This window comes from Mesorhizobium sp. M6A.T.Ce.TU.002.03.1.1, from assembly GCF_003997275.1.
Classification (GTDB): Bacteria; Pseudomonadota; Alphaproteobacteria; order Rhizobiales; family Rhizobiaceae; genus Mesorhizobium; species Mesorhizobium mediterraneum.
On the sequence record NZ_RZTI01000028.1, the window covers coordinates 1 to 24,616 of the forward strand.

Consider the following 24,616-nt stretch of genomic DNA (forward strand, 5'->3'; position numbering starts at 1 on the left):
TCTGCTCCGGATGCCAATGTTGCCACAACCCGGTAGCCGTCCTGCTCGACCGTATAGTAGACGACGCCGTCGAAGGCGGCGAGATGAACGCTATGCCCGCTGCCTGGCGCCAGTTCGGCCGCAGCCGAGGTTCCGGTCCAGACGAGGCCGGCGAATGCGAATTCAGCGAAAAGTCTGGTCATGGTCATTTCCTCCATCCGCCGGACGGGCGGACGCAGACAGACAATCGTTGCGTTCCGCCTCTTTTTCGACTCGACGCAGGATGAGCCCGACGGCACCATCCGTAACGAGAGCAGCACGATGGGCTGACGAAATCGGACGAAATCTTCCGATCGCCGACTAAATCCTCGACGATTGCTGGAATGACGGCGGGCTTTGCTGTAGATTGACCGCAACGAGACCCAACCGGCCTCGCCCCCGTGGGGAACGTTCCGATGGACAGCTCGGCGCTGACGCCGATTCGCCTGAACGGCCGCACGGTCGACCTTCAGCGCGGCTCCATCGCGGACCAGAGCGGGCATGCCATTGCCCTGCGGCCGCAGGCCATCGAGGTACTGAAGGTGCTGGCCGCCCGGCCGGGAAAAATCGTCACCAAGGATGAACTGATGCAGACGGTGTGGGGAAACATCGCCGTCACCGATGACAGTCTTGTCCAGTGCGTCATCGAGATCAGGAAAGCGCTCGGCGACGAGCGGCACGAGATCGTCCGGACCCTGCCGAAGCGCGGCTATGTGCTGGAGGCGGAAAAGGCGGTCGAAGATAGCAGGAAAGTTGCCGGCGCTCGGTTGCTCGGGCTACGCAGCAAATCCTGGCTGGGCCTCGCCGCCGGTCTCATGATCCTGATCGGTGCAGCCGCCGCCTACCTCCTTCCGACAACGAAATCTGGCGCCGAGACACCGGCTATCGCCGTGCTGCCCTTCGAAAACATCAACGGCGACGAGAGGTGGGACCGCTTCGCCACCGGCGTGACTGAGGACATCATCACCGATCTGGCCCGCTACCGCGATATATCGGTAATCGCCCGGACCTCCGCCGAATTCTATCGCGGCAAGGCCCACGATGTGCGCGAAATCGGCGAAGCGCTTGACGTCAAATATGTGCTGGAAGGCAGCCTGCAAGTAGATGGCCACCGCATTCGCGTGACGGCACAGCTGATCGATGCCGAGACAGGAGCACATGTCTGGTCGGAGCGCTACGATCGCCTCGCAGCTGAACTGCTCGAAGTTCAAGACGAGATCACGCAGAAAATTGCGACCACGCTTACCGGCTGGCAGGGTCAGGTGACGGAAGCCGAACGCACGCTGGCGCGACGCAAGAATGCAACCGGCCTCAATGCGTATGATTACTGGCTGCTGGGCATCGAAGCGAAGCACAGGATGACCGTGGCGAGTCAGCTCGAGGCGCGGGCGTATTTCGAGAAGGGGCTGAACCTCGCTCCCGATTTCATGCCGCTGGTGCGCGACATGGGGATCACCTATGCGATCGAGATGGATATCGGCTCGGTCATCGACTTTCCAGCATGGGTCGATGCCCAGCGGAAGTATGCAGAAAGAGCGCTCGCCCTCGACCCGAACGACTCCACCGCAAATTTCACGATGGCGGTGGCCTACGCCTACCAGAACGACAGCGAACAGGCGGAACGCTATCAGAAGCTCGCGTTGCAGTTTGGTCCTAATAATGCCGACACAATGATGCAGCTCGCCTGGACTTACGCCGGCTGGCAGACGGAGCGCGCCCTGGAGCTTGTGGAACGGACGCTGAAGCTCAACCCGCGCTATCCCTCCTGGTGGAACTTTCCGATCACGCAAACCTATTTCGCGGCGCGCCAGTTCGATGAAGCTTACACAACGGCGAAGCAGCTCGGCGAGTCGCCCAGTCAGGCCGCCTTTGTCGCCATGAGCGCCGCGCAGATCGGAAAGAAGCAGGAAGCAGCCGCCGCCGCGGCCAAGGTGCTGCGTATGAAGCCCGACTGGACGGCGGAGAGCATGTTCCCTTATCAGGGTTTCAAGGACGACTCCGTCCTGTCCGAAAGTGCTGCGAAGGCCGGACTTCCGGTCTGCATGACGGTCGGGCAGGCCAAGACCAATACCGGCATGTTCCGCATGAAGCAGTGCGAAGCGGAGCGCGTGAGGGCCGCGCTGAATTAGGGCCGGTTTCGCCGTATTTGGGAAAGACCGACACAGACGACCGAAGGTGGAATCGAAAAACCGGCTTCCGGGTCAGGCGCCAGGCAGCCGGAACCGGTATTCCGTCACATGGTGATAGATCTGGCCCGGCCATAGCGTGGCCTGTGGGAAATATGGCCGGTTCGGCGCGTCCGGCCAGACCTGCGGCTCCAGGCAGAAGCCCGAAAAAGCCTTGTAATGACGTCCTTCGATCCCCGGCGAAGGTGGCGCCAGATACTGGCCGGTATAGAGCTGGACGCCCGGCTCCGTGGTCCAGAGCTCCATCTCGACGCCGGAATTCGCGCCCTGCGCCCATGACGCCTGCCTGAGCGGCCCGCGCGTCGCGGCAAGGCAGAAATTCTGGTCGTAGGCAAGCTGCTTGCCCTCGCTCTCCATGCGCAGCGGCCGCGCCTGGCGGAAATCGAACGGCGTGTCGTCGACCGGCTTCACGACGCCGGTCGGGATCAGGTCGCCATCGACCGGAAGATAGGCGCCGGCGTTCAGCATCAGCCGGTGGTCGAGAATGTCGCCGGCGCCGCCGTCATCCAGGTTGAAATAGGAATGCTGGGTGAGGTTGCACAGCGTCGGCTCCTCGCAGGTGGCGGTCATCTCGACGCTGAGCGTGCCGGGGATTTTCAGCCGGTAGGTGCAGGTCACGTCGAGCGCGCCGGGAAAGCCCATCGTGCCGTCGGGATCATGCAGGGTCAGGGTGACAAAATCCCTGCCATGCAGCGAAACCTCCCATGGCCGGTGGGAAAAACCTTGCGAGCCGCCATGCAGCGTGTGCTTGTCGAGGAAGTTGCGCTCGGTCTGGTAGCGCTGTCCGGCGATGGTGAAGCGGCCATCGCGGATGCGGTTGGCATAGCGTCCGACGATGGCACCGAAGAAAGCCGTGTCCGTCTCGTAAGGCTCGAAACTGTCATAGCCGAGCACCAGCGGCGCATCGTGCCCGGCCAGGCGCAGATCCTGGATGATGGCGCCCAGCCCGATGATGTTGGCGGTTAGACCGCCGCCGCGGATGGTGAAGCGGCGGACGGCCTCGCCCGTCTGCGTCGTGCCAAAGACCTCGCCGTCCTTCATCGCCATGCCCGAAACGCCAGTTGGTTGATCGATCCCCGCCTGACCTCTCGGGCCGGCTTGGGTCCATTGATGGTCAACAGACCCTGCCCAATCAGAGGCCGAGGCCGCCGATGCAGACATATTTGGTGTCGAGATAATCCTCGATGCCCTGATGTCCGCCTTCCTTGCCGAGGCCCGATTCCTTGACGCCGCCGAACGGCGCCTCAGGCGTGGTGATGAGGCCTTCATTGACCCCGACCATGCCGTATTTTAGCCCTTCCATGACCCGGAAGGCGCGGCCGAGATCGCCCGTGTAGAAATAGCAGGCGAGGCCGAATTCGGTGTCGTTGGCGAGTGCCACGGCTTCCTCTTCGGTTTCGAACTTGAACACCGGTGCTACCGGGCCAAAGATCTCTTCCTTCATGAAGCGCATCTTCGGCGTCGCATCGGCGATCACCGTCGGCTGGAAGAACGAACCGCCCAGCGCATGGCGCTTGCCGCCGGCGACGACCTTGCCGCCCTTGGCGGTGGCATCGGCGATCAGTTCCTCGACTTTTTCGACCGCTTTCTCGTCGATCAGCGGCCCCTGCTGCACGCCGTCCTCGAGGCCGGAACCGACCTTCAGCCCGTTGCTGGCGGCGGCGAGCTTTTCGACGAACTTGTCATAGACGCCAGCCTGAACCAGGAAGCGGTTGGTGCAGACGCAGGTCTGGCCGGAATTGCGGTATTTGGCGGTGATCGCGCCGGCGACGGCACGCTCGATGTCGGCGTCGTCGAAGACGATGAACGGTGCGTTGCCGCCGAGCTCCATCGACACCTTCTTGACGGTGACGGACGATTTCTGGATCAGGATCTTGCCAACCTCGGTCGAGCCGGTGAAGGTGATCTTCTTGACCAACGGGTTGGCGCAGATCTCGTCGCCGATCTCGCCGGCGGCGCCGGTCAGGATGTTGATGACGCCTTTGGGGAAGCCGACTTCCTCGGCGAGAGCACCCCAGGCAAGGCCGGAATAAGGCGTCTGTGACGCCGGCTTGACGACCGCGGTGCAGCCGGCTGCAAGCGCCGGGCCGAGCTTGCGGGCCAGCATCGAGGACGGGAAATTCCACGGCGTGATGGCGGCGATGACGCCGACCGGCTCCTTGGTCACCAGGATGCGGCGGTCCGCCCAGGGCGACGGCACGACATCGCCATAAGTGCGGCGGCCTTCTTCGGCGAACCACAGGATGTAGGACGCGGCCGAACCGATCTCGCCCTTCGATTCGAACAGCGACTTGCCCTGCTCGATGGTCAAGAGCTCGGCCAGCACATCCTGATTGTCCATCATCGCGTCATGCAGCTTGCGCAGCAACTTCGAACGCTCGAGCGCGGTGGTCTTGCGCCATGTCTTGAAGGCGGCGTCGGCAGCTTCGATGGCGCGGCGCGTCTCGACCTTGCCCGACTTCGGCACAGTTCCAATCTTGAGGCCTGTGGCCGGATTATTGACGTCGACCGTCTGGCCGCTGTCGGCCTGCACCCACTCGCCATTGATGAGATTGGCCTGGCGCATGAAATGGCTGGTTTTCTGAAGCATGGTCTAGCCTCCGTTCGGCGCGCTGACGGGCCGGTATCTGGATTTCTTTGGTGGGCGTGCGCAATGGCATCGATGCCGGCACGCCTGGAGCCACTGCTCTTTACCTAGGGCAAGCCCCGCAATCAATCGCAAGATGGCATATAGGGTTTGGGCCAGCGCAAGGCGAGGCCGATTTGCGCCCAAATTGCTATCCAAACACGTTGCTATCCGAACACGTGGACGACCACCGTCAGCCAGAACGCCGTGGTGACGACGGCGCAGGCGGTGGCGATGGTCATCTGGTTCGATGCCAATGCCTGGCCGGTGTTGAATTGCGTCGCAATCAGGTAGGAATTGACCCCGGATGGCAGCGCGGCCGCCACCACCGCCACCTTCGCCGACAGCGGCGGCAGCCCAAGTAGCCAGACCAGGGCGAGCGCGACGGCCGGCATCAGCAGCAGCTTCAGCGCCGACAGCGCCAGCGCCGGCCGCACGTTGCCGGAGATGCCGAAACGGCACAGGCCAAGCCCCATTGCAAACAGCGCGACCGGTCCGGCGATGTTGGCCAACGCGTCGACCAGCCGGACTGCCAACGCCGGCAGCGGCAGATCGGCGATACGCCACACCCACCCGGCCAGGATGCCGATGATCAGCGGATTGGAGAGCATCTTTCGAAAGAAGCGCCGGATGATGCGCAGCGGATGCACATGCTCGTCACCGCGGCCAAAGATTTCAAACAGGATGATCGATGCCATGATCATCGTCGGCAGATGCACGGAAATCAGCAGCGACAGCACTTCGAATCCACTTGGCCCGAATGTGCCGAGGACGAACGGGATGCCGAGCAGGACGAGATTGGAAAAAGCCGACGACACGCCGCCAACGACCCCTGCACGCGCATCGCGCCCGAACACCCGTGTGGTGACCAGATGGCCTGCAGCCCACGTGACTGCCGCCGCTGTGAAATAGGCTCCCCAGAACGACCATGGCGCGGTGCCATGGAAATCGGCATTCACCATGGTGCGGAACAGAAGCAGCGGCATCGCCACCCCGACAGCGAATTCGGCAATGGCCTCGCCCGCCTCGGCCTTCAAATAGCCGGTGAGCCCGGCGAGATAGCCGAGCGCGACAAGACCGAAGACAAAAAGGACGGTTTCGATGAGTGGAGACATTTTTCTCCTGATAGGCGAGCCGCGATCGCAGCGCAATCGCCCCCACCTTCCGAAGCGTTCTGTCCTCGCAAACAGCCGGGATTGGTCGTGCCTTGTCTTTCAGCCGGCTTTGCCGTCCCTATATCAGGTCACCGGAACCCACCTGCGGTGACCGGAAAAGGACGTCTGATGCTTCGATTTGTGCTGGCTCTACTGCTGCTCGTCGTTCCCGCCGCGGTCCATGCGACTGAAGCCGGCTGGGCGCTGTTGCGCGACGGCGGACATGTGGTGCTGCTTCGCCATGCCATGGTCACCGGCACTACCGATCCGGCGAATTTCGACATCGAGAAATGCGCGACCCAGGTCAACCTCTCGGTGCGTGGCAAGCAGCAAGCACGCAAGATCGGCGCGCTGTTCGCCGCCCGCGCCGCGCCCATAGAGCGCATGCTGTCCAGCCGCTATTGCCGCAGCCTCGACACCGCCCGCATCGCGTTCAGAGCGGAGCCCGAACCGTTCGCGCCGCTTGACCTGCTTAAGACCGACCCGAGCGAGAAAGCCGCCCAGCTCGAGGCGGTCATGACCGAGATTCGTAATTATTCCGGCTCCGACAATGTGGTCATGGTCACCCATCTGGAAAACATAATGGCCCTCACCGGCATCTCGCCGCGCGAAGGCGAAGCCGTGATCGTCGAGCCGCAAGGCGACGGCCTGCGCGTGCTCGGTCGCGTCACCTTCTAATCCGCGCTGGAGCTGGTTGAAGCGTTCGCTAGTGGTGAAAATCTAACGCTTGGTACGCTAACTGGAATGCCGGTTCCGACCATTCTCACACACATCTACCGCCTAAAGCTGCACATCCGCGCCGATAGGCTCAAATGACCAGAGCGGCCTCGTCAGCTGGTCGATGCGGCAGTGAAAACCGCCAATTGAGCGTCGAAAGCACGCTTGAAGGCCGGCCGCGCTTCGCCGCGGGCTAAATAGGCGGAGAGGTTCGGATATTCGTCCAGTATCCCCGATCCGTTCAACCTGCGCAGGACCCCCACCATCATGAGGTCGCCGGCGCTGAACGCACCATCGAGCCAGTCGGCATCGCCCAGGTGAGCGGAAAGATCGGCTAGCCGCTTACGGATGCGATCCTCAACCCTAGGCAGACGCTTTTCGTGCCAGGTCTCGTCGCGCTCCAGCAGCACGGCTGTTTCCCGTTCAAGGATCGGCGGCTCCAGCGTGCTAACCGCGGCAAACATCCATGTGATCGCGCGCGCCCGGGCATTCGCATCGTCTGGCAACAGGCCACCATGGCGCTCCGCGATGTGGAACACGATCGCCCCCGACTCGAACAAGGCGAGATCGCCTTCTTCATAGGTCGGAATCTGCCCGAAAGGATGAAGCGCACGATGCGCGGGTTTCTTCATCTCGCTGAACGAAACAAGACGAACGTCGTAAGGTTGATCCACTTCTTCGAGCGCCCAACGAACACGCATGTCACGTGCCTGTCCCCTGCCGCGGTCGGGCGACCGTTCAAAGGCTGTAATGGTGGGGGTCATTGGAAGCTCCGGGTGATTACATGAGGCTGTCGGTTAGGTATTCGGTTCTTGCGCTTTGCGTGCAGAGGACGAACGACCGGCGCGGCTCCCGACAACTTACCTCGTTTTCGTTGACCATGGGATTTCGCGGTCCGAACCTTAGCTGCGCGCTCCCTAGGCCTTTGAGCGCGGTTTATTGTGGCCGGAGGGCTGTTCTACGGCATGTACGCTGAGCTTGGAACGATGGCGCCGACGACAATCCGATCGGATGGTTGCGGAACATCGCCGGGAGGTTCCCGCAACACCTATTGCCCTGACAGAACTGCCACCCCATCTGCGCCCGGCGCATCAGGCCCTTTTCCTGCCCGGAAAAACCGATTAGACAGCGCGCAAACACATGCGGACAGATTCCGCCCGCAACCGAAGGAAAAGCCCTTGTCCACCACGTTCGCCAAAGTCGCCAAGATCATCGCCGACACCAGTGAGATCGATATCGACACGATCACCCCTGAAAGCCACACTATCGACGACCTCGGCATCGACAGCCTCGACTTCCTCGACATCGTCTTTGCCATCGACAAGGAATTCGGCATCAAGGTGCCGCTGGAAAAGTGGACGCAAGAGGTCAATGACGGCAAGGCCTCGACCGACGATTACTTCGTCATGAAGAACCTGTGCGCCAAGATCGACGCCCTGGTCGCGGCCAAGAACGCCTAAAATAGTTCGTCTTCAAGCCTGACCCACAACAGCCGCCCATGAGCCCTCACCACGTCGTCATATCAGGCATCGGCCTTGTCTCTTCGCTGGGAGAAGGTCCGGATGCGCATTGGCGCAAACTTGCCCAGCCGGGCCTGGAACCCGTGCTCGAAGCCGCGCGCTTCTCGCCCTACACCGTCCACCCGCTGCCGGAGATCGACTGGAACCTGCAGATCGCCAAGCGCGGCGACCAGCGGCAGATGGAAACCTGGCAGAGGCTCGGCACCTACGCCGCCGGAATGGCGCTGGACGACGCGGGCATCAAGGGCAATGACGAACTCTGCACGACCATGGACATGGTGGTGGCTGCCGGCGGCGGCGAGCGCGACGAGGCGGTCGACGCCGATATTCTCGCCGCTTCGGAAAGCCGCAACGACCGCGACGTGCTGCTCAACGAGAAACTGACCACCGAGTTGCGGCCGACGCTGTTTCTGGCGCAGCTTTCCAACCTGCTCGCCGGCAACATCTCCATCGTCCACAAGGTGACGGGATCGTCGCGCACCTTCATGGGCGAGGAAGGTGCAGGCGTCGCCGCCGTCGAGACGGCCGCCGCGCGCATCCGCTCCGGGCAATCGACGCACATACTGGTCGGCGGCGCCTTCCAGACCGAACACTCCGACATGCTGCTTGGCTATGAACTGGCCGGCTACCTGCATCGCGGCCCCTGGAAACCGGTCTGGCAGAGGCAAGGCGCCGAAGGCGGCGGCGTGGTGACCGGATCCGGTGGCGCGTTTCTCGTCCTGGAACAGCGCGAACACGCGATCAGCCGCGGGCGAAAGATTTATGCCGAACTCGGCCCGGTCGTATCCGGACGCGCCAAACGCCGGCAGGGCGAGCTCGATGCCGAGATTGCCGCGCTGCTCAGGCAGGCAGCGCTGCCGAACGGCGAGTTGCTGACGATTTCAGGCGCTTCGGGCGCCCATGCCGCTACTGCCGCGGAGAAATCGGTGTTCGGCGCCAATCCGGCGATTGCCGCACGCGGCTTTTCGACGCTGACCGGTCACATGAAGGAAGCGCAGTTTCCCTTCGCCGTGGCGCTGGCGGCATTGGCTGTCGAGCGCAAGGCCGCCTACCCGGCTTTTGACGCCGCCACCGAGAAGCCGTTCAACGGCGTTCCCAGGACCGTCCTTGCAACGGCGATCGGCTATCACCAATTCGAGGGCTTGGCGTTGGTCAACGCCGCCGATTAAAGGTCCAGGACAGTCATGGCCAATCTGAACGACCACATGGGCAGGCCGATCGTCGCCGTCACCGGCATCGGCGTGGTGACGTCGCTGGGCGTCGGCAAGGCCGACAATTGGGCAGCGCTCACAGCGGGTAAGTCCGGCATCCATCCGATCACCCGCTTTCCGGTCGACCATCTGAACACCCGCATCTCCGGCATGGTCGATTTCCTGCCGTCGAGCTCCAAGGGCGCCAGTCTCCTCACCTACGAATTGGCCGAGACCGCCGCGCAGGAAGCCGTGGCCGAAGCCGGCCTTAATTCGGGCGATTTCGGCGGGCCGCTTTTCCTCGCCTCGCCGCCGGTCGAACTCGACTGGAGCGAGCGCTTTTCGCTCTACAATTCCGACAAACACGACATCGGCGCCGAACGGCTGCTTCGCGTGGCGCGCGGCTTGAAAGAACTCGATGTTTTCGAGACCACCCAGTTCGGTTCGATCGCCGACCGGCTCGCCGACCGTTTTGGGACGCGCGGCCTGCCGATCACGCTGTCGACGGCTTGCGCCTCGGGCGCCCCCTCGATCCAGCTCGGCGTCGAGGCGATCCGCCGCGGCGAATGCGACAGGGCGCTGTCGATCGGCGCCGACGGTTCGGCGACCGCCGAGGCGCTGATCCGTTTCTCGCTGCTTTCCGCGCTCTCCACCCATAACGACATCCCCGAAAAGGCGTCCAAGCCGTTCTCCAAGGACCGCGACGGTTTTGTCCTCGCTGAGGGTTCTGGCGCGCTGGTATTGGAATCGCTGGAGGCAGCACTTGCCCGCGGCGCGACCATTCTCGGCATCCTGCGTGGTTGCGGCGAAAAGGCCGACGACTTCCATCGCACCCGCTCGAAGCCGGACGGTTCGCCGGCGATCGCGGCGGTTCGCGCCGCCCTCGCCGATGCAGGCCTGAGCGAAGACGAGATCGATTATGTCAACGCCCATGGCACCTCGACGCCGGAAAACGACAAGATGGAGCATCTGTCGCTGTCGACCGTGTTTGGCGAGCGGATCGGCTCGATGCCGATCTCGTCGAACAAGTCGATGATCGGCCACACGCTGTCGGCGGCCGGCGCGGTCGAGGCCGCGTTTTCGCTGATGACCATGCGCGAAAGCGTCATCCCGCCGACCATCAATTACGACAATCCCGATCCGGCGATCGTGCTCGACGTGGTGCCGAACAAGAAGCGCAACGCCGAGGTCGGCACGGTCCTCTCGAACTCCTTCGGCTTCGGCGGCCAGAACACCTGCCTTGTCATGGCGCGGGAACCGGTCTAAGCGAGCGCTTTCCGCTCAACAGAACCGACAGGCCTAATGCGCGCATTGCAACTTATCGAGGACCGCCGCCTTGAAACGGTGGACCTGCCGCCTCCGCCGCAGCCTGCGCTGGGCGAAGTGACGCTGCGCATCAAGGCCGTGGCGCTCAACCATATCGACGTCTGGGGCTGGCGCGGCATGGCCTTCGCCAAGCGCAAGCTGCCGCTGGTCGTCGGCGCCGAAGCCTCCGGCGAGGTCGAGGCGGTCGGCCCCGGCGTCTCCAGCCTTGTGCCCGGGCAGCTTGTGTCGATCTATGGCGCGCGCACCTGCGGGCTTTGCCGCGCCTGCCGCGAAGGCCGCGACAATCTTTGCGAGCATGTTTCGGGCGTTCACGGCTTCCATCTCGACGGCTTTGCGCAAGAAAAGATAAACCTACCGGCGCGCCTGCTGGTCCCTGCCCCGCCCGGCGTGACGGACATCGGCGCGGCCGTCGCGCCCGTCACCTTCGGCACGGTCGAGCACATGCTGTTCGATAATGCCAAGCTGCAAGCTGGCGAAACCATCCTCATCCATGCCGGCGGCTCGGGCATCGGTTCCGCCGCGATCCAGCTTGCCAGGAAAATGGGCTGCACCGTGATCACCACGGTCGGCTCAAACGATAAGATCGATAAGGCGAAGGCGCTTGGCGCCGACCATGTCATCAACTATCGCGAGGACCGTTTCGAAGGCGTGGTGCGCAAGCTGACGAAGAAGAAGGGCGTCGATGTCGTCTTCGAGCATGTCGGCGCCGACACCTTTGCTGCCTCGATGCTGTGCCTGAAACGCGGTGGTCGCCTGGTGACCTGCGGCTCGACCTCGGGCGTTTCGACCCAGATCAATCTGATGCAATTGTTCCAGCAGCAGCTGAAGCTGCTCGGCTCCTTTGGCTGCCGCATGGAAAACATGGCGGACGCCATGCAGAAAATGGCGGCGGGGCTGGTTTCTCCGGTTATCGACACAGAAGTCGGCTTCGGCGACATCGAGGCCGCGCTGAAGCGCATGGAAGGCCGCGACGTGTTCGGCAAGATCATCCTGCGCGTCGGTTAGACCCTGATGTTGCTGCCTAAGAACATCGTGGTCTAGGAATGATCGGCGACGCCTTCAGGAAGCTCCGCAGGGACCTGGCGTTCCGCCATGGCAGGCGGTTGCGCCAGTTCAACTATTGGCTGCTGGCGCGCGCCGCGATGACGATGATTTGGGTGCTGCGCCTGCTGCCGGTCGACAGCGCGCTCAATTTCGCCGACCGTGTCGCCCGCCGCGTTGGGCCTTGGGTTGGGCGCCACAACGTCGCCATCGCCAATCTGCGCAAGGCATATCCGGAAAAGAGCGACAGCGAGATCCAGGCCATCGCTTCCGACATGTGGGGCAACATGGCTCGCCTCGCCGCGGAATACATCTTTCTCGATGCGCTCTTCGATTACGACCCGAAAGCGACGAAGCCGGGCCGCGTCGAGGTTCGCGGCGTCGATCATTTCGTCGAGATCGCCGGCGAGCAAAAACCGCATATCATCTTCACGGGGCATCTCGGCAATTTCGAGCTGCTTCCGGTGGCGGCAGCCACTTTCGGCATGAACATCACGGCGCTGTTTCGCCCGCCCAACAATCCGTATCTTGCCGACTACATCCTCTCGACGCGCCGCTCGACCATGGGATCCTTGCTGCCCTCCTCGACCGGCGCTTCATTCGCGCTTGCCGCCATCCTGGAGAAAGGCGGCAATATCGGTGTGCTGGTCGACCAGAAATTCTCGGGCGGGCTCGAAACGACCTTCTTCGGCCGCCCATGCGAGAGCAACCGGGTTCTGGGCACTCTGGCGCGGCACTATGACTGCGATGTCTATCCGGCGCGCTGCGTGCGCCTGCCGGGCAACCGCTTCCGGCTCGAGATCGAGGACAAGCTGACCTTGCCGCGCACTGCCGGCGGCAGTGTCGACGTCCATGGCACCACCCAGCTGCTCAACGACGTGGTCGAGCGTTGGGTGCGCGAGGATCCCGGCCAGTGGATGTGGTTCCACAAAAGGTGGGAAATCAGCGGCCGGCGCCGAAAGCGTCAACAGGCGAGACAGCGCGGCAAAGCCGCCTGAGCGGAAGCCGCAACATTGCTTTGTGACGGCAGTTATGCTAGTGACTGGGGCATGGTGCTGATTTGCGCCAACGACCCGCCCGGCTCCCGAGGCGGGTTTTTTTGTTTTGGCCATCGACCGCTCGTTGGTCGCCTGACAGCTCGTTTCAAGTTTTGATCGCCTCATCGGCCGTAAGCGCGTGCTCTCGCGTGCCGGAGACGATGATCTCCAGGACCTCATGCTCGTCGGTGTTCCTGACGTAGCGATCGCCGACGTTTTCGCCGCGCTTCAGCACCATCACGCGGTCGCCCACAGCGAAGATGTCAACGAGGCGGTGGGAGATGATGATCTGGGCAACGCCCTGCTTTTTCAGTTCCAGCATGGTCTCGAGCAGCCGCTCAGTCGCCATCACCGAGAGATTGGCGGTCGGCTCGTCGAGGATCACCACGCGCGGCTGGAAGGAGATAGCGCGGGCAATCGCCACAGATTGCTGGCGGCCGCCCGACAGGCTCTCGACCTTTTGATAGACGGAGTTCACGTCGACCTTGAGCCGCTTCAGCACACTGTCGGCTTCCGCGTACATTTTCCGCCGATTGACGAAAAGGCCCTTGAGCGGCCAACGGCCAAGAAAGATGTTCTGACCGACATCCATATTCCCGCAAAGAGCGAAATCCTGGTAGATCATCTCAATGCCGGCGTCGCGGCTTTCGTGCGGGCTCTTGAAGTGCACCGGCTGCCCGGCGACGAAGACCTCGCCGGCGTCGCGCTGGTAGGCGCCGGTCAGGATCTTCATCAGCGTCGACTTGCCGGCCGAGTTGTCGCCGACGAGGCCCAGTATCTCGCCGGGATAGAGCACGAGGTCGACGTTGCGGAGCGCCTGCACCGCACCGAAGGCTTTTTCGATGCCCCGCATTTCTACGATCGGTGCAGGCCTAGTCGGGTCACGCATGGGTGGTCTCCGCCGTTCTTGTGCGCCGCGCGAGGCGCGCCCGCAGGCGGCCGAAGATGTTGGCCTGGCGCACCCAGATGTCGATCAGCACCGCCACGATCAGGATGCCGCCGATGAAGACGTTGATCCAGTGCTGCGGCATGGCGAAGCCCTGGACGTTGAGCTGCAGCAGCGCCCGGATCAGGGTGATCACCGCCGCCCCGGCGAGCGCCCCGATCACGGTGCCGTAGCCGCCGAAGATCGAACCGCCGCCGATGATCACCGAGGCGATGGCGTCGAGCTCGCGGAACTGGCCAGCCACCGGGTTGAAGCTGCGGAAGTAGGCGACGTTGATGATCCCGGCCATTGTCGCGCAGAGCGCCGCCAGCATGAGCGCGAGGAACCGCACCCGATTGGTGTTGATCCCAGCATAAGCGGCGGCGCGAATGTTGCCGCCGGTCGCATAGACCTTCTGCCCGAACGGCATATAGGCGAGCACGACGCCGGCAATGAGGGCGACGAACAGCATCCAGATGGTCTGGACGCTCACCACCTCGGCGATCGAGCGCAGGAGCCCGTCCGGCAGCGAGATGCGGTAGTGCAGCAGGATGTCGTTCACCTTGCGGCCAAGCAGGTTGTAGCCCTCGGGCCAGCCGGTGAGCTGCTGCCCGGCGACGAACCAGGCGGCGAGGCCGCGGGCGATGTAGAACATGCCGAGCGTGGCGATGAAGGCCGGCAGCTTGAAGCCGACGGTGACGATCGCGTTGACGAGGCCGGCGCACATGCCCGCGAGCAGGCCCATCGCCACGGCGGTCACGGGGTCGGCGCCGAGGACCTTGAGAAAATAGGCGGCGGTGCTGCCGGCGAGGGCAAGCACCGCCCCGACGGAGAGGTCGATATCGCCGGCGGCGATGACGTAGGTGAGCCCGATGGTGATCAGCGCAAGCTCGGTGTAGTTGAGCAGGATCGCGAAGCTATTGGACAGGTTCCACCAGTAGTCCGGCCGGAGCGCGAGGCCGGTCAGCCACAGGAGCACGGCCAGGATGATGGCGAGCGCGTCGCGCCGGGCGAGGAACTTGCCGAACCCGGTGGCCGACAGCGCCATGTCGGTCGCCATCGCGCCCTTGGTCTGCACCCCCTCGATCGCGATGCTGCCGATCTCGTAGGCCGGTGGCGGCGGCCGGCCGCGGAGCCAGGCCCAGAGGCGCCCTGCCACCTGGCGGCGGATGAGATAGGGCTCGATGAGCACCGCGACGATGAGCAGCAGCCCGAGGAACACAGGCACCGCGCCGACCGGCAGCGAGAAGACGGCGTTGACCGTGATCTCCTCGTCACCGATCTTGATAATGCGCGTGATCGGCCAGCCCTCACGCAACACCTTGTCGAGCAGCACCACCAGCAGGGCGCCAAGGCAGGATCCGACGACCCGGCCGCGGCCGCCGAGGATCGAGGCGCCGCCGATGATCACGGCGGCAATGACGATCAGCTCACCGCTGACGCCGTAGAGGGGCGTCACGCCCTTGTCCTGGGCCGCCGACAGCAGGCCGGCAAGCGCCGCGCAGAGCGAGGAGATCAGGTAGGCTCGGATGCGCACCCAGTTGGTCGGGATGCCGGCATAGGACGCCGCCTGCTCGTTGCCGCCGGTGGCGAAGGTCTCGTAGCCCCAGCGCGTCTTGGCGAGCACATAGGCGCCGATTACGGCGACAATGACGAAAATCACGATCTGGTTGTTGAAACCCAGGGCGTTGGTCTCGCCGAGGTGGAAGAACAGCGGATGCTCGCTCGCCTTGGCGGGATAGTAGATCGACTGACCGTGGGTCAGCGCCAGCACGAAGCCGCGGCCGATGAAGAGGATGGTCAGCGTGGCGATGAACGCCGGCACCTTCAGGATGGTGACGAGCACGCCGTTGATCAGCCCGATCAGCGTGCCGAGCAGCAGGCAGAGGACCACCGAGGGGACGATGCCGAGATCGAGGAAGTTCGGCGCGAACAGCCTGGCGAAGACGACGGCGACTAAGCCGTAAGTTGAACCGACCGAAAGATCGAGGTCCTTGTTGACGATGACGAAGGTCACCCCGACCGCGATGATGGCAACCCGCGAGGTGTCGCGGAGCAGCGAGTGGAACGCCCCTGTTGACCCGAAGAACGCGGGATTGACGAGAGCGCCGCCGAGATAGAGCAGCAAAAGCAAGGCAACGAGCCCCACCTCCCAGCCGCCGACAATCTGGGACGGCGCACGGCCAAGTGATGTGGTCGCGGTAAGCGCCATGGTCTCTTCTGGTCGATTTCCCTGCTGCCGCATTGCGGGAGAACTTGCGCCCTCCCGCAATGATTTCAGACGTTCCGAGCGGACTCAGTTCTCGAAGCGCTTGCCGACGTCCTCGACGGTCTCCTTCGTCACCAGTTGGGCACGTGTGTCGAGGTTGGCCGCCGCGATTCCGCGGTCGATCTCCAGATAGAGCTGCATGACCGGCCAGAAGCCCTGCAAGAAGGGCTGCTGCCCGAGCGCACCGGTCAGATCGCCGCTCTTCATCGCATCCTGCTGGGCCGGGCCGAGGTCGAAACCGTAGGCGCAGATCTTGCCGGTCATTCCGGTCTGAGCGACGGCCTTGGCAAGCGCCGGCGTGAACACGTTGTTGCCGGCGAACGCGCCAACGACGTCGCCGCGCGACTCGAACAGCGTCACGATGCCGTTCACCGGATCATTCGGATTGGTGTCTATACCGGTGTTCTCCGGACCCGCGTCGACCTTGAAGGCATCGAGCTTGCCGGCATCCTTCAAGCCCTTGACGATGGCGTTGAAAGCCGAAGTGACGCGATTGTTCACCTCGATGTTGCCCATTGCGGTCGACGACGGCAGGACGATCGAACCCTTCTCGATGCCCTTGTCCGCGAGGCACTTGACGAGCGCCTCGCCGGCGATTGCGGCAGCGGAGGCGTCCTGGCCGGTGTGGCCGATGCCGCTGCGGTTGAGGATCGTGCCGTCAAAGGAATTGGTCGTGGCGACCGGTATGCCCTTCGCCTCGGCGGCCTTGACGATGTCGTTATAGGCGCCGACCTGGGGCGTTGTCATGATCAGCCCGTCGATCGTCGGATCCTGCACGATCTGGTTCAGGATTTCGATCTCGCGGGCAGGGTCGTCGGTCGGCGATTCCGAGCCGAGCAGCAGGATCTTGGCGCCGATCAGGTTGCCGGCGACGGTGGCGCCGACGTAGACCGGATCGAAGAAGCCATTGCCGGCAGTGTGTGTCACGATAGCGAAAGTGAGGTGGCCATCGGCCGAATGGAAGTCCTTGGTACCGGGGGCCTCCTTTGCAGCTTCTTCGAAGCTGTAGCCGCCGACCGCCTTATCGACACCGCCCGATTGTGCGTAGGCGTTCGATACGCCGAGCGATAACGCCGCGGCACACGCCGCGAGCGAGAAAATGCGTTTCATGATTTTCCTCCCTTGCAACCAACGGTCGGAAGCCGTTCGGGCGCGTTTATTCAGGGATTCCGAATGCTTCCTCCCACCCCTCATATTCTGCCCAAAGCCCGCCCACGTAAATAGTGCTCCCACTTTCACCGATGTTCAGAGCGGAAGCCGTCGTCGCTTCACAAGAAGCGCCCGCTCTGACTTCTTGTAGGAGCCGGCGAACCTTCGGTTTTCCGGCTCGCTTGCAGCCAGCCACAGCTAGTTGGTCACGACGATCCGCGTGTTGCGGAAGCCTGCCTGCCTCACCATCGAATAGAAGGCGGCGGCATTGGCGGGGTGCAGCCGGACGCAGCCATGCGACGCCGGACGCCCGAGAGACTTCACCGCGCCCGTGCCATGGATGGCGTAGCCGCCGCGGTAGAACACCGAATGAGGCATCGGCGACATGTCGTATTTGCGCGAATACCACATCCGTGCCGTTCGTTGCGGCCGGTAGGTGCCTCGCGGCGTGATATAACCTTGGCGTGCCGTGGATACGCGCCAGCGGTAGACCGCCTGACCATATCTTACAGTCATCGTCTGCGATGACACGTCGATCCTTGCAACCAGCTTGGCTGCCCAGCCCTCGACCGAAGAACCGAACAGCATTGTTGCCAGTAACGCTACCATGAGAACGGTCTTTTTCATGCGATCAAACCCCTTTGATTGCCCTTGCCTGCCTGCCTTCATGCTATTCTTCTTCTTTTGGCAAGTGAATGAGGTAACCACACACCTCTAACGAAATCACCAATCCAAAGCAGCGAATTTGAACGATTTCCCGCGATAGTTGCCGCAACGACACGCAACCAAGGCGCACCCACCAACAGGCTTGCCAAAGGGCGTTGTTGGCTGCTCAATTCGCCGAATGAACGAACTTCTCCTGAAAGCGGTCGATGATCGGATCGACGACCTGGTCGCACTGACCGCCGACCTGATCCGCTTTCCGACCATCAATCCGCCCGGCGAAGCCTACCGGCCATGCGCCGAATACGTTGGAGCGCGGCTGAAGAAGCGCGGTTTCGACGTCGAATTCATCCGCGCCGAAGGCACGCCCGGCGATACCGATCGCTACCCGCGCGTCAATGTCGTCGCCCGCTTCGATGGCCGCTCGCCCGGCGCCTGCGTGCATTTCAACTCGCATATCGACGTGGTCGAAGCCGGCGACGGCTGGAGCCTCGATCCCTTCGCCGGCATCGTCAGGGACGGCAAGGTCTATGGCCGCGGCGCCTGCGACATGAAGGGGGGCTTGGCCGCCTCGATCATCGCCGTCGAAGCCTTCATGGAGGTCTTCCCCGACTTTCCGGGCGCCATCGAAATATCAGGCACGGTCGATGAGGAGTCTGGCGGCTTTGGCGGCGTCGCCCATCTGGCCAGGCTCGGCTATTTCTCCAAGCCGAAGGTCGATCACGTCATAATCCCCGAGCCGTTGAACAAGGATCGCATCTGCCTTGGCCATCGCGGGGTGTGGTGGGCGGAGATCGAAACCAAGGGCGAGATCGCCCACGGCTCGATGCCGTTCCTCGGTGATAATGCGGTGCGCCATATGGGCGCCGTGCTGGGGGCTTTCGAGGACGAGCTGTTCCCGGCGCTCGACCGCAAGGTGACAAGCATGCCGGTCGTGCCCGACGGCGCAAAGCGCTCGACCATGAACATCAACTCGATCCATGGCGGCCAGACGGAGGATTTCCGGCCCGGCCTGCCCTCGCCCAACGTGCCCGATTCCTGCCGGCTGACCATCGACCGCCGCTTCCTGCTCGAAGAGGATTTGGGCACGGTCAAAAGCGAGGTGACCAATATCCTCGACCGGCTGAAGCGCGAGCGGAAAAAATTCGACTACGAAATCCGCGACCTGATGGAGGTGCTGCCGCTGATGACCGAGCGCGATGCGCCGGTGGTCAAGGCGGTGGCGCAAGGCATCATGGAGATATTCGACCGCGAGCCCGACTACGTCATTTCGCCCGGCACTTACGACCAGAAGCACATTGCCCGCATCGGCCACATCTACGACTGCATCGCCTATGGCCCGGGCATTCTCGACCTCGCCCATAGGCCCGACGAATGGGTCGGGATATCGGACATGGTCGAATCGGCCAAGGTGATGGCGATCGGGCTGAACATACTGCTCAGGAGCGCACGGTAATCCGGCAGCGACGGGGCAAGCTTCAATTGCTGAGTCGGCGGCTAACGGAAAAACATTCCTGCTGGCGCTGCCGGAAAGCACGAAACGCAATTTACTCCTCGGCGAAATCACGCTTCTATCCACCGGGTTTTGAACATTTTTTTGAGCATATCGGGAGCTGCACGATGAAATTGTGGAAAACCATTCTCACCGCTGCGGGCCTGATTCTGGCCGCCGGAACATCGGCATTTGCCGCGCGGACCGATCTGGTCATCGGCATTCCGCTCGAACCCCCACATCTCGATCCGACCGCGGGTGCCGCGGCGGCGATCGATGAAGTGCTTTACGCCAACGTGTTCGAGGGGTTGACCCGCATCGGCCCGAACGGCGAGGTGCTGCCGGATCTCGCCGACAGCTGGACCATTTCCGATGACGGCAAGGCCTACACCTTCAAGCTCCACACCGGCGTGAAATTCCATGACGGCACCGATTTCAACGCCGACGACGTGAAATTCTCGCTCGACCGCGCCCGTGCCGACAACTCCGTCAACGCGCAGAAGGGCCTGTTCGCCGCCATCGATACGGTCGAGGTGGTCGATCCGACGACGGTCAAGATCGCGCTGAAGAACCCGCAAAGTTCCTTCCTCTACAATATGGGTTGGGGCGACGCGGTCATCGTCGCGCCTGAGACAGCCGACACCAACAAGGAAAAGCCTGTCGGCACCGGGCCGTTCAAGTTCCAGAGCTGGGCCAAGGGCTCCTCGATCACGCTGATCAAATCCGACACTTACTGGGGTGCCCCGGTTGCTCTCGACAAAGCCGAATTCCGTATCGTCACGGATGCCGCAGCCGCCGTGCCGGCGCTGCTTTCCGGCGATGTTCAGGCCTTCCCTTTCTTCGATCCCGACAGCGTCGCGCAGATCCAGGGCGACCCGCGCTTCAAGGTGGTGATCGGCGCGACCGAGGGTGAGACCATCCTTTCGATGAACAACAAGAAGTCGCCTTTCGACAAGCTGCAGGTCAGGCAGGCGATTTCGTTTGCGCTCGACCGCAAGGCGATCATCGACGGCGCCTCGGCCGGCCTTGGCGTGCCGATCGGCTCGCACATGTCGCCCGCCAACAAGGCCTATGTCGACCTCACCGGCCTCTATCCGCACAATGTCGACAAGGCCAGGGAACTGCTGAAGGAAGCCGGCCTGGAGAGCGGCTTCAAGGCGACGCTGAAACTGCCGCCGCCTTCCTATGCGCGGCTTGGCGGCGAGATCATCGCGTCGCAGCTTCGCGACATCGGCATCGATCTGGAAATCGTGCCCGTGGAATGGGCGCAGTGGTTGGACCAGGTGTTCACCAAAAAGGACTACGACCTGACCATCGTCTCCCACACCGAGCCCAATGACATCGATATCTATTCGCGCAAGGATTATTACTTCAACTACGACAATCCGACCTTCGACAAGATCATCGCCGATCTGAACCTCACCTCCGATGAGGCCAAGCGCATGACGCTGCTCGGCGAGGCGCAGAAGATACTGGCCGACGACGCCGTGGTCGGCTTCCTCTACGAACTACCGAAAGCCGGCGTCTGGGACGCCAAGCTCGAGGGTTTTTGGGAAAACGCGCCGATCCAGGCCAACGATCTGACCAAGGTGAAGTGGACGGAATGAGGCAGCTGACAGAAAGGCGAAACTTGCACTCCGTCGCACCCCCCTCTGTCCTGCCGGACATCTCCCCCTCAAGGGGGGAGATCGAGCCCTCATCGCGGCTTTCGCTAACCATCAGCGTTGCAAGGCCAGCGCCGGCATGGAAACTGCCAATCTCCCCCCTTGAGGGGGAGATGTCCGGCAGGACAGAGGGGGGTCCGGCGCGACAGCCCGACCGCTCGATCGCTTCCGTTCCGCCCCCATGACCGCCTATCTCCTCAAGCGTCTTGCCATCGCCCTCATCACGCTGGTTCTGGCCTCCATGGTGGTCTTCGCCGTGCTGGAGATCATTCCCGGCGACCCGGCGCGGCTGATGCTTGGCATGAACGCCAGCGCCGACCAAGTCGATTTGCTGCGCAACCAGATGGGTCTCAACGCGCCCCTTGCCTCGCGCTATCTGCACTGGGCCGGTGGCTTGCTGAGCCTCGATTTCGGCCGTTCCTACACCTATTCGGTGCCGGTCATCGATCTGGTCCGCGAGCGCGTCGTTGTCTCCCTGCCGCTGGCGCTGATCGCGCTGGCGCTGTCCACTATCATTGCCATTCCGGTCGGGCTGTTTTCCGCCGGCCGGCACGGACGGGCCGGGGACACGATTGCGATGGGTGCCGCCCAGCTTGGCGTCGCCGTGCCGAACTTCTGGTTTGCGCTGATGCTGATCTACCTGTTTGCCGTCTGGCTGCGGCTGGTGCCGGCGGGTGGCTTTCCGGGGTGGAGCGCGGGCGTCTGGCCAGCACTGAAATCGCTGTTCCTGCCGGCGATCGCGCTCGCCCTGCCGCAAGCGGCGATCCTCGCCCGCGTCACCCGCTCGGCGCTGATCGAAGTGCTGAACGAGGACTATATCCGCACCGCCCGCGCCAAGGGCCTGCCCTATCGCGCGGTGCTTTGGCGGCACGCGCTGCGCAACGCCATGATCCCGGTGCTGACCATTCTCGGCCTGCAATTCGCCTTTCTGCTCGCCGGCACCATCATCATCGAGAACGTCTTTTACCTGCCGGGCCTTGGCCGGCTGGTGTTCCAGGCGATCACCCAGCGCGACCTGATCGTCGTCGAAAGCGTCGTCATGCTGCTGGTCGCCGCCGTCATCGCCGTCAACCTGCTTGTCGATCTCTCCTATGCGGTCGTCGATCCGCGCCTGAGAAGCCGCCAATGACGCTGCGCTTCGACATCCCGGAAGAAAATTTTGCCGACATCCTGGCCAAGGCCTTCACCAACCGCTCGTTTCTCGCCGGCTTCGTCATCACCGCACTGGTGGCAGTGATTGCCATCGTCTCGTTTTTCTGGACGCCTTTTGACGTCACCAGGCTGATCATCGCCGACAAGACCCAGGCACCCTCGCCGGCGCACTGGTTCGGCACCGACCATTTCGGCCGCGACATTCTTTCCATGATCATGGTCGGCGCCCGCAATTCGATCGCCGTGGCGTTGGTGGCGGTCGGCATTGGCATGGGCATCGGCGTGCCGCTCGGCGCCTTTGCCGCGGCGCGCGGCGGCATCGTCGACGAAGCGGTGATGCGGCTGAATGATCTCGTCTTCGCCTTCCCTGCCCTGCTCTCGGCGATCATGATCACCGCCATTTTCGGGCCGGGCGCGCTCAACGCCATCATCGCCATCGGCATCTTCAACATCCCGGTCTTTGCCCGCGTCGCCCGGGCCGGTGCGCTGGCGATCTGGCCGCGCGAATTCATCCTTGCCGCGCGCGCCGCCGGCAAAGGCAAAACGCTGATCACGCTGGAACATGTGCTGCCCAACATCGTCACATTGCTCCTGGTTCAAGGCACCATCCAGTTCGCGCTCGGCATCCTGGCCGAAGCCGGGCTTTCCTATGTCGGGCTGGGCACACAGCCGCCAATGCCGAGTTGGGGGCGGATGCTGTTCGATGCGCAGACCCGCATGGTGGCGGCGCCGTGGATGGCGATCTTTCCAGGCATGGCGATCGTCGTCACCGTGCTTGGCCTGAACCTGCTCGGCGACGGTATTGCCGACATCCTCGATCCCAAATCGCGGCGGCAGCGATGAGCTTGCTCGAAATCGAGAAACTGTCGCTGAGCATCGGCAACACACCGATCCTGAGGGATGTCGAGCTCTCCGTCGCGCCCGGCGAGGTGATGGGGCTGGTCGGCGAATCCGGCTCGGGCAAGTCGATAACGGCGCTGACGGTGATGCAGCTTCTGCCCTGGGCGGCGCGCGCCACGGGGCGCGTCACCTTCGACGGCATCGACATCCTTGCGGCCAGCGAAGACCAGATGTGCGCGCTGCGCGGCGACGATATCGGCATGGTTTTCCAGGAGCCGATGACGGCACTGAATCCGGTCAAGACCATTGGCGAGCAAGTCGCCGAAGGCATCCGCTGGCACACCAGGGCAAGCCGAGCCGACGCCGAGGACCACGCGCGAAAAATGCTCGACCGGGTCGGCCTGCCGGCGGCGCAGTTTCCTTTGTCACGCTATCCGCACGAGCTTTCCGGCGGCCAGCGCCAGCGCGTCGTCATCGCCATTGCCTGCGCGCTGAAACCCAAGCTGCTGATCGCCGACGAGCCGACGACGGCGCTCGACGTCGTGCTGCAGGCGCAGATCCTCGACCTGTTGCGCGACCTGGTCGCGGAAAACCGCATGGGCCTGCTCTTGATCTCGCACGACCTAGCGGTGGTGACCGAGATGGCGGATCGCATCACCATCCTGCGCCATGGCGAAGTGATGGAGGCCGGCGACACGGCGCGCACTTTGTCGGAGCAGCTTCATCCCTACACGCGACAACTGGCGCAGGCCTCTATGCATGTCCCGGCGCGCGCCAGGACACATGAGGTCGGCCTGGACAACCCCCTGCTCCAGGGTGCCAAACCCCTGCTCCAGGTAGACAGCGTGACGCGGGACTATCCGGGACGTCGAAAATCGCTGCTGAAGCGGGCGGCCCCGATCCGCGCCGTCGACGATGTCTCGTTTTCGATTGATCCCGGCCAGTCAGTGGCTCTGGTCGGACGTTCGGGCTGCGGCAAGTCCACGCTTGCCCGCATGGTCCTGGCGCTGGACGGGCCGACATCGGGAACGATCCGGTTTCGGGGGCAGGTCATCACCGGCAAGAGCGAGGCTGAGCTCAAGCCGGCGCGCCGCGACATGCAGGTGGTGTTCCAGGACCCTTACGGCTCTTTCGACCCGCGCCTGAAGGTCGAAAAGCTGGTCGCCGAGCCACTGCACGTCCTGGAGAAGAAGCCGACGAATGCCGAGCGGCGCGAGATGGTGGCAAAGGCCTTGCACGAGGTCGGCCTCAGCCCACGCGACATGGACAAATATCCCCACGAATTTTCAGGCGGCCAGCGCCAGCGCCTGTCGATCGCCCGCGCTATCATCACCCGTCCCAAACTGGTCGTCGCCGACGAGCCGGTCTCGGCCCTCGATGTCTCTATCCGCGCCCAGGTTCTCGACCTGTTCGCCGAGCTCAACCAGAAGCTCGGCATCGCCTACGTCTTCATCACTCACGATCTGACCGTCGCCCGCGCCATCACCGACGCGGTGATGGTCATGCACGACGGCAAGATCGTCGAGCGCGGCAGGACGAGCGAGGTTCTCGACCATCCGCAGTCCGAAGCCGCCAAGGCGCTGGTCGCTGCCGCTCCGGACCTGCACCGGGCAATAGCGCGCCGGTTACACGAACAAGGGTGAGCGG

The 24,616-nt window shown here is 63.2% G+C and carries 20 protein-coding genes and 1 pseudogene; 12 read left to right on the plus strand and 9 right to left on the minus strand.

Annotation, left to right across the window (positions count from 1 at the left end; genetic code table 11):
* Window positions 1–182, minus strand: a pseudogene (locus EOC93_RS11520) (hypothetical protein); the annotation flags it as partial.
* 252 nt (window positions 183–434) lie between these two features.
* Here EOC93_RS11520 and EOC93_RS11525 point away from each other — a divergent pair.
* On the plus strand, window positions 435–2,147 hold the full coding sequence (locus EOC93_RS11525; RefSeq protein WP_127204666.1) for a winged helix-turn-helix domain-containing protein: 1,713 nt from the start codon (window positions 435–437) through the stop codon (window positions 2,145–2,147).
* A gap of 72 nt (window positions 2,148–2,219) precedes the next feature.
* On the opposite strand, the gene EOC93_RS11530 is transcribed toward EOC93_RS11525, so the two are convergent.
* The 3 genes from EOC93_RS11530 to EOC93_RS11540 all read right to left on the minus strand — a co-directional run bounded on the left by EOC93_RS11530 (window position 2,220) and on the right by EOC93_RS11540 (window position 5,945).
* Window positions 2,220–3,251 (minus strand): aldose epimerase family protein, encoded by a 1,032-nt coding sequence (locus tag EOC93_RS11530; protein ID WP_127204667.1) that lies wholly within the window; start codon window positions 3,249–3,251, stop codon window positions 2,220–2,222.
* Window positions 3,252–3,336: 85 nt separating this feature from the next.
* Complete coding sequence (locus tag EOC93_RS11535; RefSeq protein ID WP_127204668.1) at window positions 3,337–4,794, minus strand: NAD-dependent succinate-semialdehyde dehydrogenase; 1,458 nt, start codon at window positions 4,792–4,794, stop codon at window positions 3,337–3,339.
* Between the two features lie 203 nt (window positions 4,795–4,997).
* Window positions 4,998–5,945 (minus strand): AEC family transporter, encoded by a 948-nt coding sequence (locus EOC93_RS11540; protein ID WP_127204669.1) that lies wholly within the window; start codon window positions 5,943–5,945, stop codon window positions 4,998–5,000.
* Between the two features lie 168 nt (window positions 5,946–6,113).
* Between EOC93_RS11540 and EOC93_RS11545 the strand changes: the two genes are divergently transcribed.
* Window positions 6,114–6,662 (plus strand): histidine phosphatase family protein, encoded by a 549-nt coding sequence (locus EOC93_RS11545; protein WP_095486748.1) that lies wholly within the window; start codon window positions 6,114–6,116, stop codon window positions 6,660–6,662.
* Window positions 6,663–6,814: 152 nt separating this feature from the next.
* Here the strand turns inward: EOC93_RS11545 and EOC93_RS11550 are convergent, their stop codons facing one another.
* Entirely contained in the window at window positions 6,815–7,465 is a 651-nt protein-coding gene (locus tag EOC93_RS11550) for a glutathione S-transferase family protein (RefSeq protein ID WP_095486659.1), read from the minus strand.
* A 414-nt stretch (window positions 7,466–7,879) separates the two neighbouring features.
* Here EOC93_RS11550 and EOC93_RS11555 point away from each other — a divergent pair, with 414 nt between their 5' ends.
* The 5 genes from EOC93_RS11555 to EOC93_RS11575 are packed head-to-tail and all read left to right on the plus strand — an operon-like array spanning window position 7,880 to window position 12,776.
* Window positions 7,880–8,161, plus strand: a complete 282-nt coding sequence (locus EOC93_RS11555; RefSeq protein ID WP_095486660.1) for an acyl carrier protein — start codon at window positions 7,880–7,882, stop codon at window positions 8,159–8,161.
* Window positions 8,162–8,199: 38 nt separating this feature from the next.
* A complete protein-coding gene (locus tag EOC93_RS11560; RefSeq protein WP_095486661.1) occupies window positions 8,200–9,390 on the plus strand; it encodes a beta-ketoacyl-ACP synthase in 1,191 nt (396 codons plus the stop codon).
* Window positions 9,391–9,405: 15 nt separating this feature from the next.
* Complete coding sequence (locus EOC93_RS11565; RefSeq protein WP_127204670.1) at window positions 9,406–10,677, plus strand: beta-ketoacyl-ACP synthase; 1,272 nt, start codon at window positions 9,406–9,408, stop codon at window positions 10,675–10,677.
* Window positions 10,678–10,713: 36 nt separating this feature from the next.
* On the plus strand, window positions 10,714–11,742 hold the full coding sequence (locus tag EOC93_RS11570; RefSeq protein WP_095486663.1) for a zinc-binding dehydrogenase: 1,029 nt from the start codon (window positions 10,714–10,716) through the stop codon (window positions 11,740–11,742).
* A gap of 38 nt (window positions 11,743–11,780) precedes the next feature.
* Window positions 11,781–12,776, plus strand: a complete 996-nt coding sequence (locus tag EOC93_RS11575; RefSeq protein WP_164759118.1) for a lipid A biosynthesis lauroyl acyltransferase — start codon at window positions 11,781–11,783, stop codon at window positions 12,774–12,776.
* Window positions 12,777–12,921: 145 nt separating this feature from the next.
* On the opposite strand, the gene EOC93_RS11580 is transcribed toward EOC93_RS11575, so the two are convergent.
* From EOC93_RS11580 to EOC93_RS11595, 4 genes are all read right to left on the minus strand, one after another.
* Window positions 12,922–13,704, minus strand: a complete 783-nt coding sequence (locus EOC93_RS11580; RefSeq protein ID WP_095486664.1) for an ATP-binding cassette domain-containing protein — start codon at window positions 13,702–13,704, stop codon at window positions 12,922–12,924.
* Entirely contained in the window at window positions 13,697–15,952 is a 2,256-nt protein-coding gene (locus EOC93_RS11585) for an ABC transporter permease (RefSeq protein WP_127204671.1), read from the minus strand. Before EOC93_RS11585 ends, EOC93_RS11580 begins: the two co-directional genes overlap by 8 nt.
* 84 nt (window positions 15,953–16,036) lie before the next feature.
* Window positions 16,037–17,119, minus strand: coding sequence for a substrate-binding domain-containing protein (locus tag EOC93_RS11590; protein ID WP_127204672.1), 1,083 nt, complete (start codon window positions 17,117–17,119; stop codon window positions 16,037–16,039).
* A gap of 237 nt (window positions 17,120–17,356) precedes the next feature.
* Entirely contained in the window at window positions 17,357–17,785 is a 429-nt protein-coding gene (locus EOC93_RS11595; protein ID WP_127204673.1) for a L,D-transpeptidase, read from the minus strand.
* A 217-nt stretch (window positions 17,786–18,002) separates the two neighbouring features.
* Between EOC93_RS11595 and EOC93_RS11600 the strand changes: the two genes are divergently transcribed.
* From EOC93_RS11600 to EOC93_RS11625, 5 genes are all read left to right on the plus strand, one after another.
* Complete coding sequence (locus EOC93_RS11600) at window positions 18,003–19,277, plus strand: acetylornithine deacetylase/succinyl-diaminopimelate desuccinylase family protein (protein ID WP_095486668.1); 1,275 nt, start codon at window positions 18,003–18,005, stop codon at window positions 19,275–19,277.
* Between the two features lie 164 nt (window positions 19,278–19,441).
* Window positions 19,442–20,920 carry an ABC transporter substrate-binding protein gene (locus EOC93_RS11605; protein ID WP_127204674.1) on the plus strand — a complete coding sequence of 493 codons (1,479 nt, stop codon included), beginning with the start codon at window positions 19,442–19,444 and terminating at the stop codon, window positions 20,918–20,920.
* Between the two features lie 238 nt (window positions 20,921–21,158).
* On the plus strand, window positions 21,159–22,106 hold the full coding sequence (locus tag EOC93_RS11615; RefSeq protein ID WP_095486671.1) for an ABC transporter permease: 948 nt from the start codon (window positions 21,159–21,161) through the stop codon (window positions 22,104–22,106).
* Window positions 22,103–22,972 carry an ABC transporter permease gene (locus tag EOC93_RS11620; RefSeq protein WP_095486672.1) on the plus strand — a complete coding sequence of 290 codons (870 nt, stop codon included), beginning with the start codon at window positions 22,103–22,105 and terminating at the stop codon, window positions 22,970–22,972. Before EOC93_RS11615 ends, EOC93_RS11620 begins: the two co-directional genes overlap by 4 nt.
* On the plus strand, window positions 22,969–24,612 hold the full coding sequence (locus tag EOC93_RS11625) for a dipeptide ABC transporter ATP-binding protein (protein ID WP_095486673.1): 1,644 nt from the start codon (window positions 22,969–22,971) through the stop codon (window positions 24,610–24,612). The genes EOC93_RS11620 and EOC93_RS11625 overlap by 4 nt, the downstream gene beginning before the upstream one ends.
* Window positions 24,613–24,616: the final 4 nt, after the last annotated feature.

Coding starts and splice junctions, on each gene's coding strand:
- EOC93_RS11530 (WP_127204667.1), bottom strand. CDS start 3,251: ATGGCGATGAAGGACGGCGAGGTCTTTGGCACGACGCAGACGGGCGAG.
- EOC93_RS11620 (WP_095486672.1), top strand. CDS start 22,103: ATGACGCTGCGCTTCGACATCCCGGAAGAAAATTTTGCCGACATCCTG.
- EOC93_RS11600 (WP_095486668.1), top strand. CDS start 18,003: ATGAACGAACTTCTCCTGAAAGCGGTCGATGATCGGATCGACGACCTG.
- EOC93_RS11575 (WP_164759118.1), top strand. CDS start 11,781: ATGATCGGCGACGCCTTCAGGAAGCTCCGCAGGGACCTGGCGTTCCGC.
- EOC93_RS11580 (WP_095486664.1), bottom strand. CDS start 13,704: ATGCGTGACCCGACTAGGCCTGCACCGATCGTAGAAATGCGGGGCATC.
- EOC93_RS11535 (WP_127204668.1), bottom strand. CDS start 4,794: ATGCTTCAGAAAACCAGCCATTTCATGCGCCAGGCCAATCTCATCAAT.
- EOC93_RS11585 (WP_127204671.1), bottom strand. CDS start 15,952: ATGGCGCTTACCGCGACCACATCACTTGGCCGTGCGCCGTCCCAGATT.
- EOC93_RS11560 (WP_095486661.1), top strand. CDS start 8,200: ATGAGCCCTCACCACGTCGTCATATCAGGCATCGGCCTTGTCTCTTCG.
- EOC93_RS11550 (WP_095486659.1), bottom strand. CDS start 7,465: ATGACCCCCACCATTACAGCCTTTGAACGGTCGCCCGACCGCGGCAGG.
- EOC93_RS11565 (WP_127204670.1), top strand. CDS start 9,406: ATGGCCAATCTGAACGACCACATGGGCAGGCCGATCGTCGCCGTCACC.
- EOC93_RS11545 (WP_095486748.1), top strand. CDS start 6,114: ATGCTTCGATTTGTGCTGGCTCTACTGCTGCTCGTCGTTCCCGCCGCG.
- EOC93_RS11570 (WP_095486663.1), top strand. CDS start 10,714: ATGCGCGCATTGCAACTTATCGAGGACCGCCGCCTTGAAACGGTGGAC.
- EOC93_RS11625 (WP_095486673.1), top strand. CDS start 22,969: ATGAGCTTGCTCGAAATCGAGAAACTGTCGCTGAGCATCGGCAACACA.
- EOC93_RS11590 (WP_127204672.1), bottom strand. CDS start 17,119: ATGAAACGCATTTTCTCGCTCGCGGCGTGTGCCGCGGCGTTATCGCTC.
- EOC93_RS11525 (WP_127204666.1), top strand. CDS start 435: ATGGACAGCTCGGCGCTGACGCCGATTCGCCTGAACGGCCGCACGGTC.
- EOC93_RS11595 (WP_127204673.1), bottom strand. CDS start 17,785: ATGAAAAAGACCGTTCTCATGGTAGCGTTACTGGCAACAATGCTGTTC.
- EOC93_RS11605 (WP_127204674.1), top strand. CDS start 19,442: ATGAAATTGTGGAAAACCATTCTCACCGCTGCGGGCCTGATTCTGGCC.
- EOC93_RS11615 (WP_095486671.1), top strand. CDS start 21,159: ATGACCGCCTATCTCCTCAAGCGTCTTGCCATCGCCCTCATCACGCTG.
- EOC93_RS11540 (WP_127204669.1), bottom strand. CDS start 5,945: ATGTCTCCACTCATCGAAACCGTCCTTTTTGTCTTCGGTCTTGTCGCG.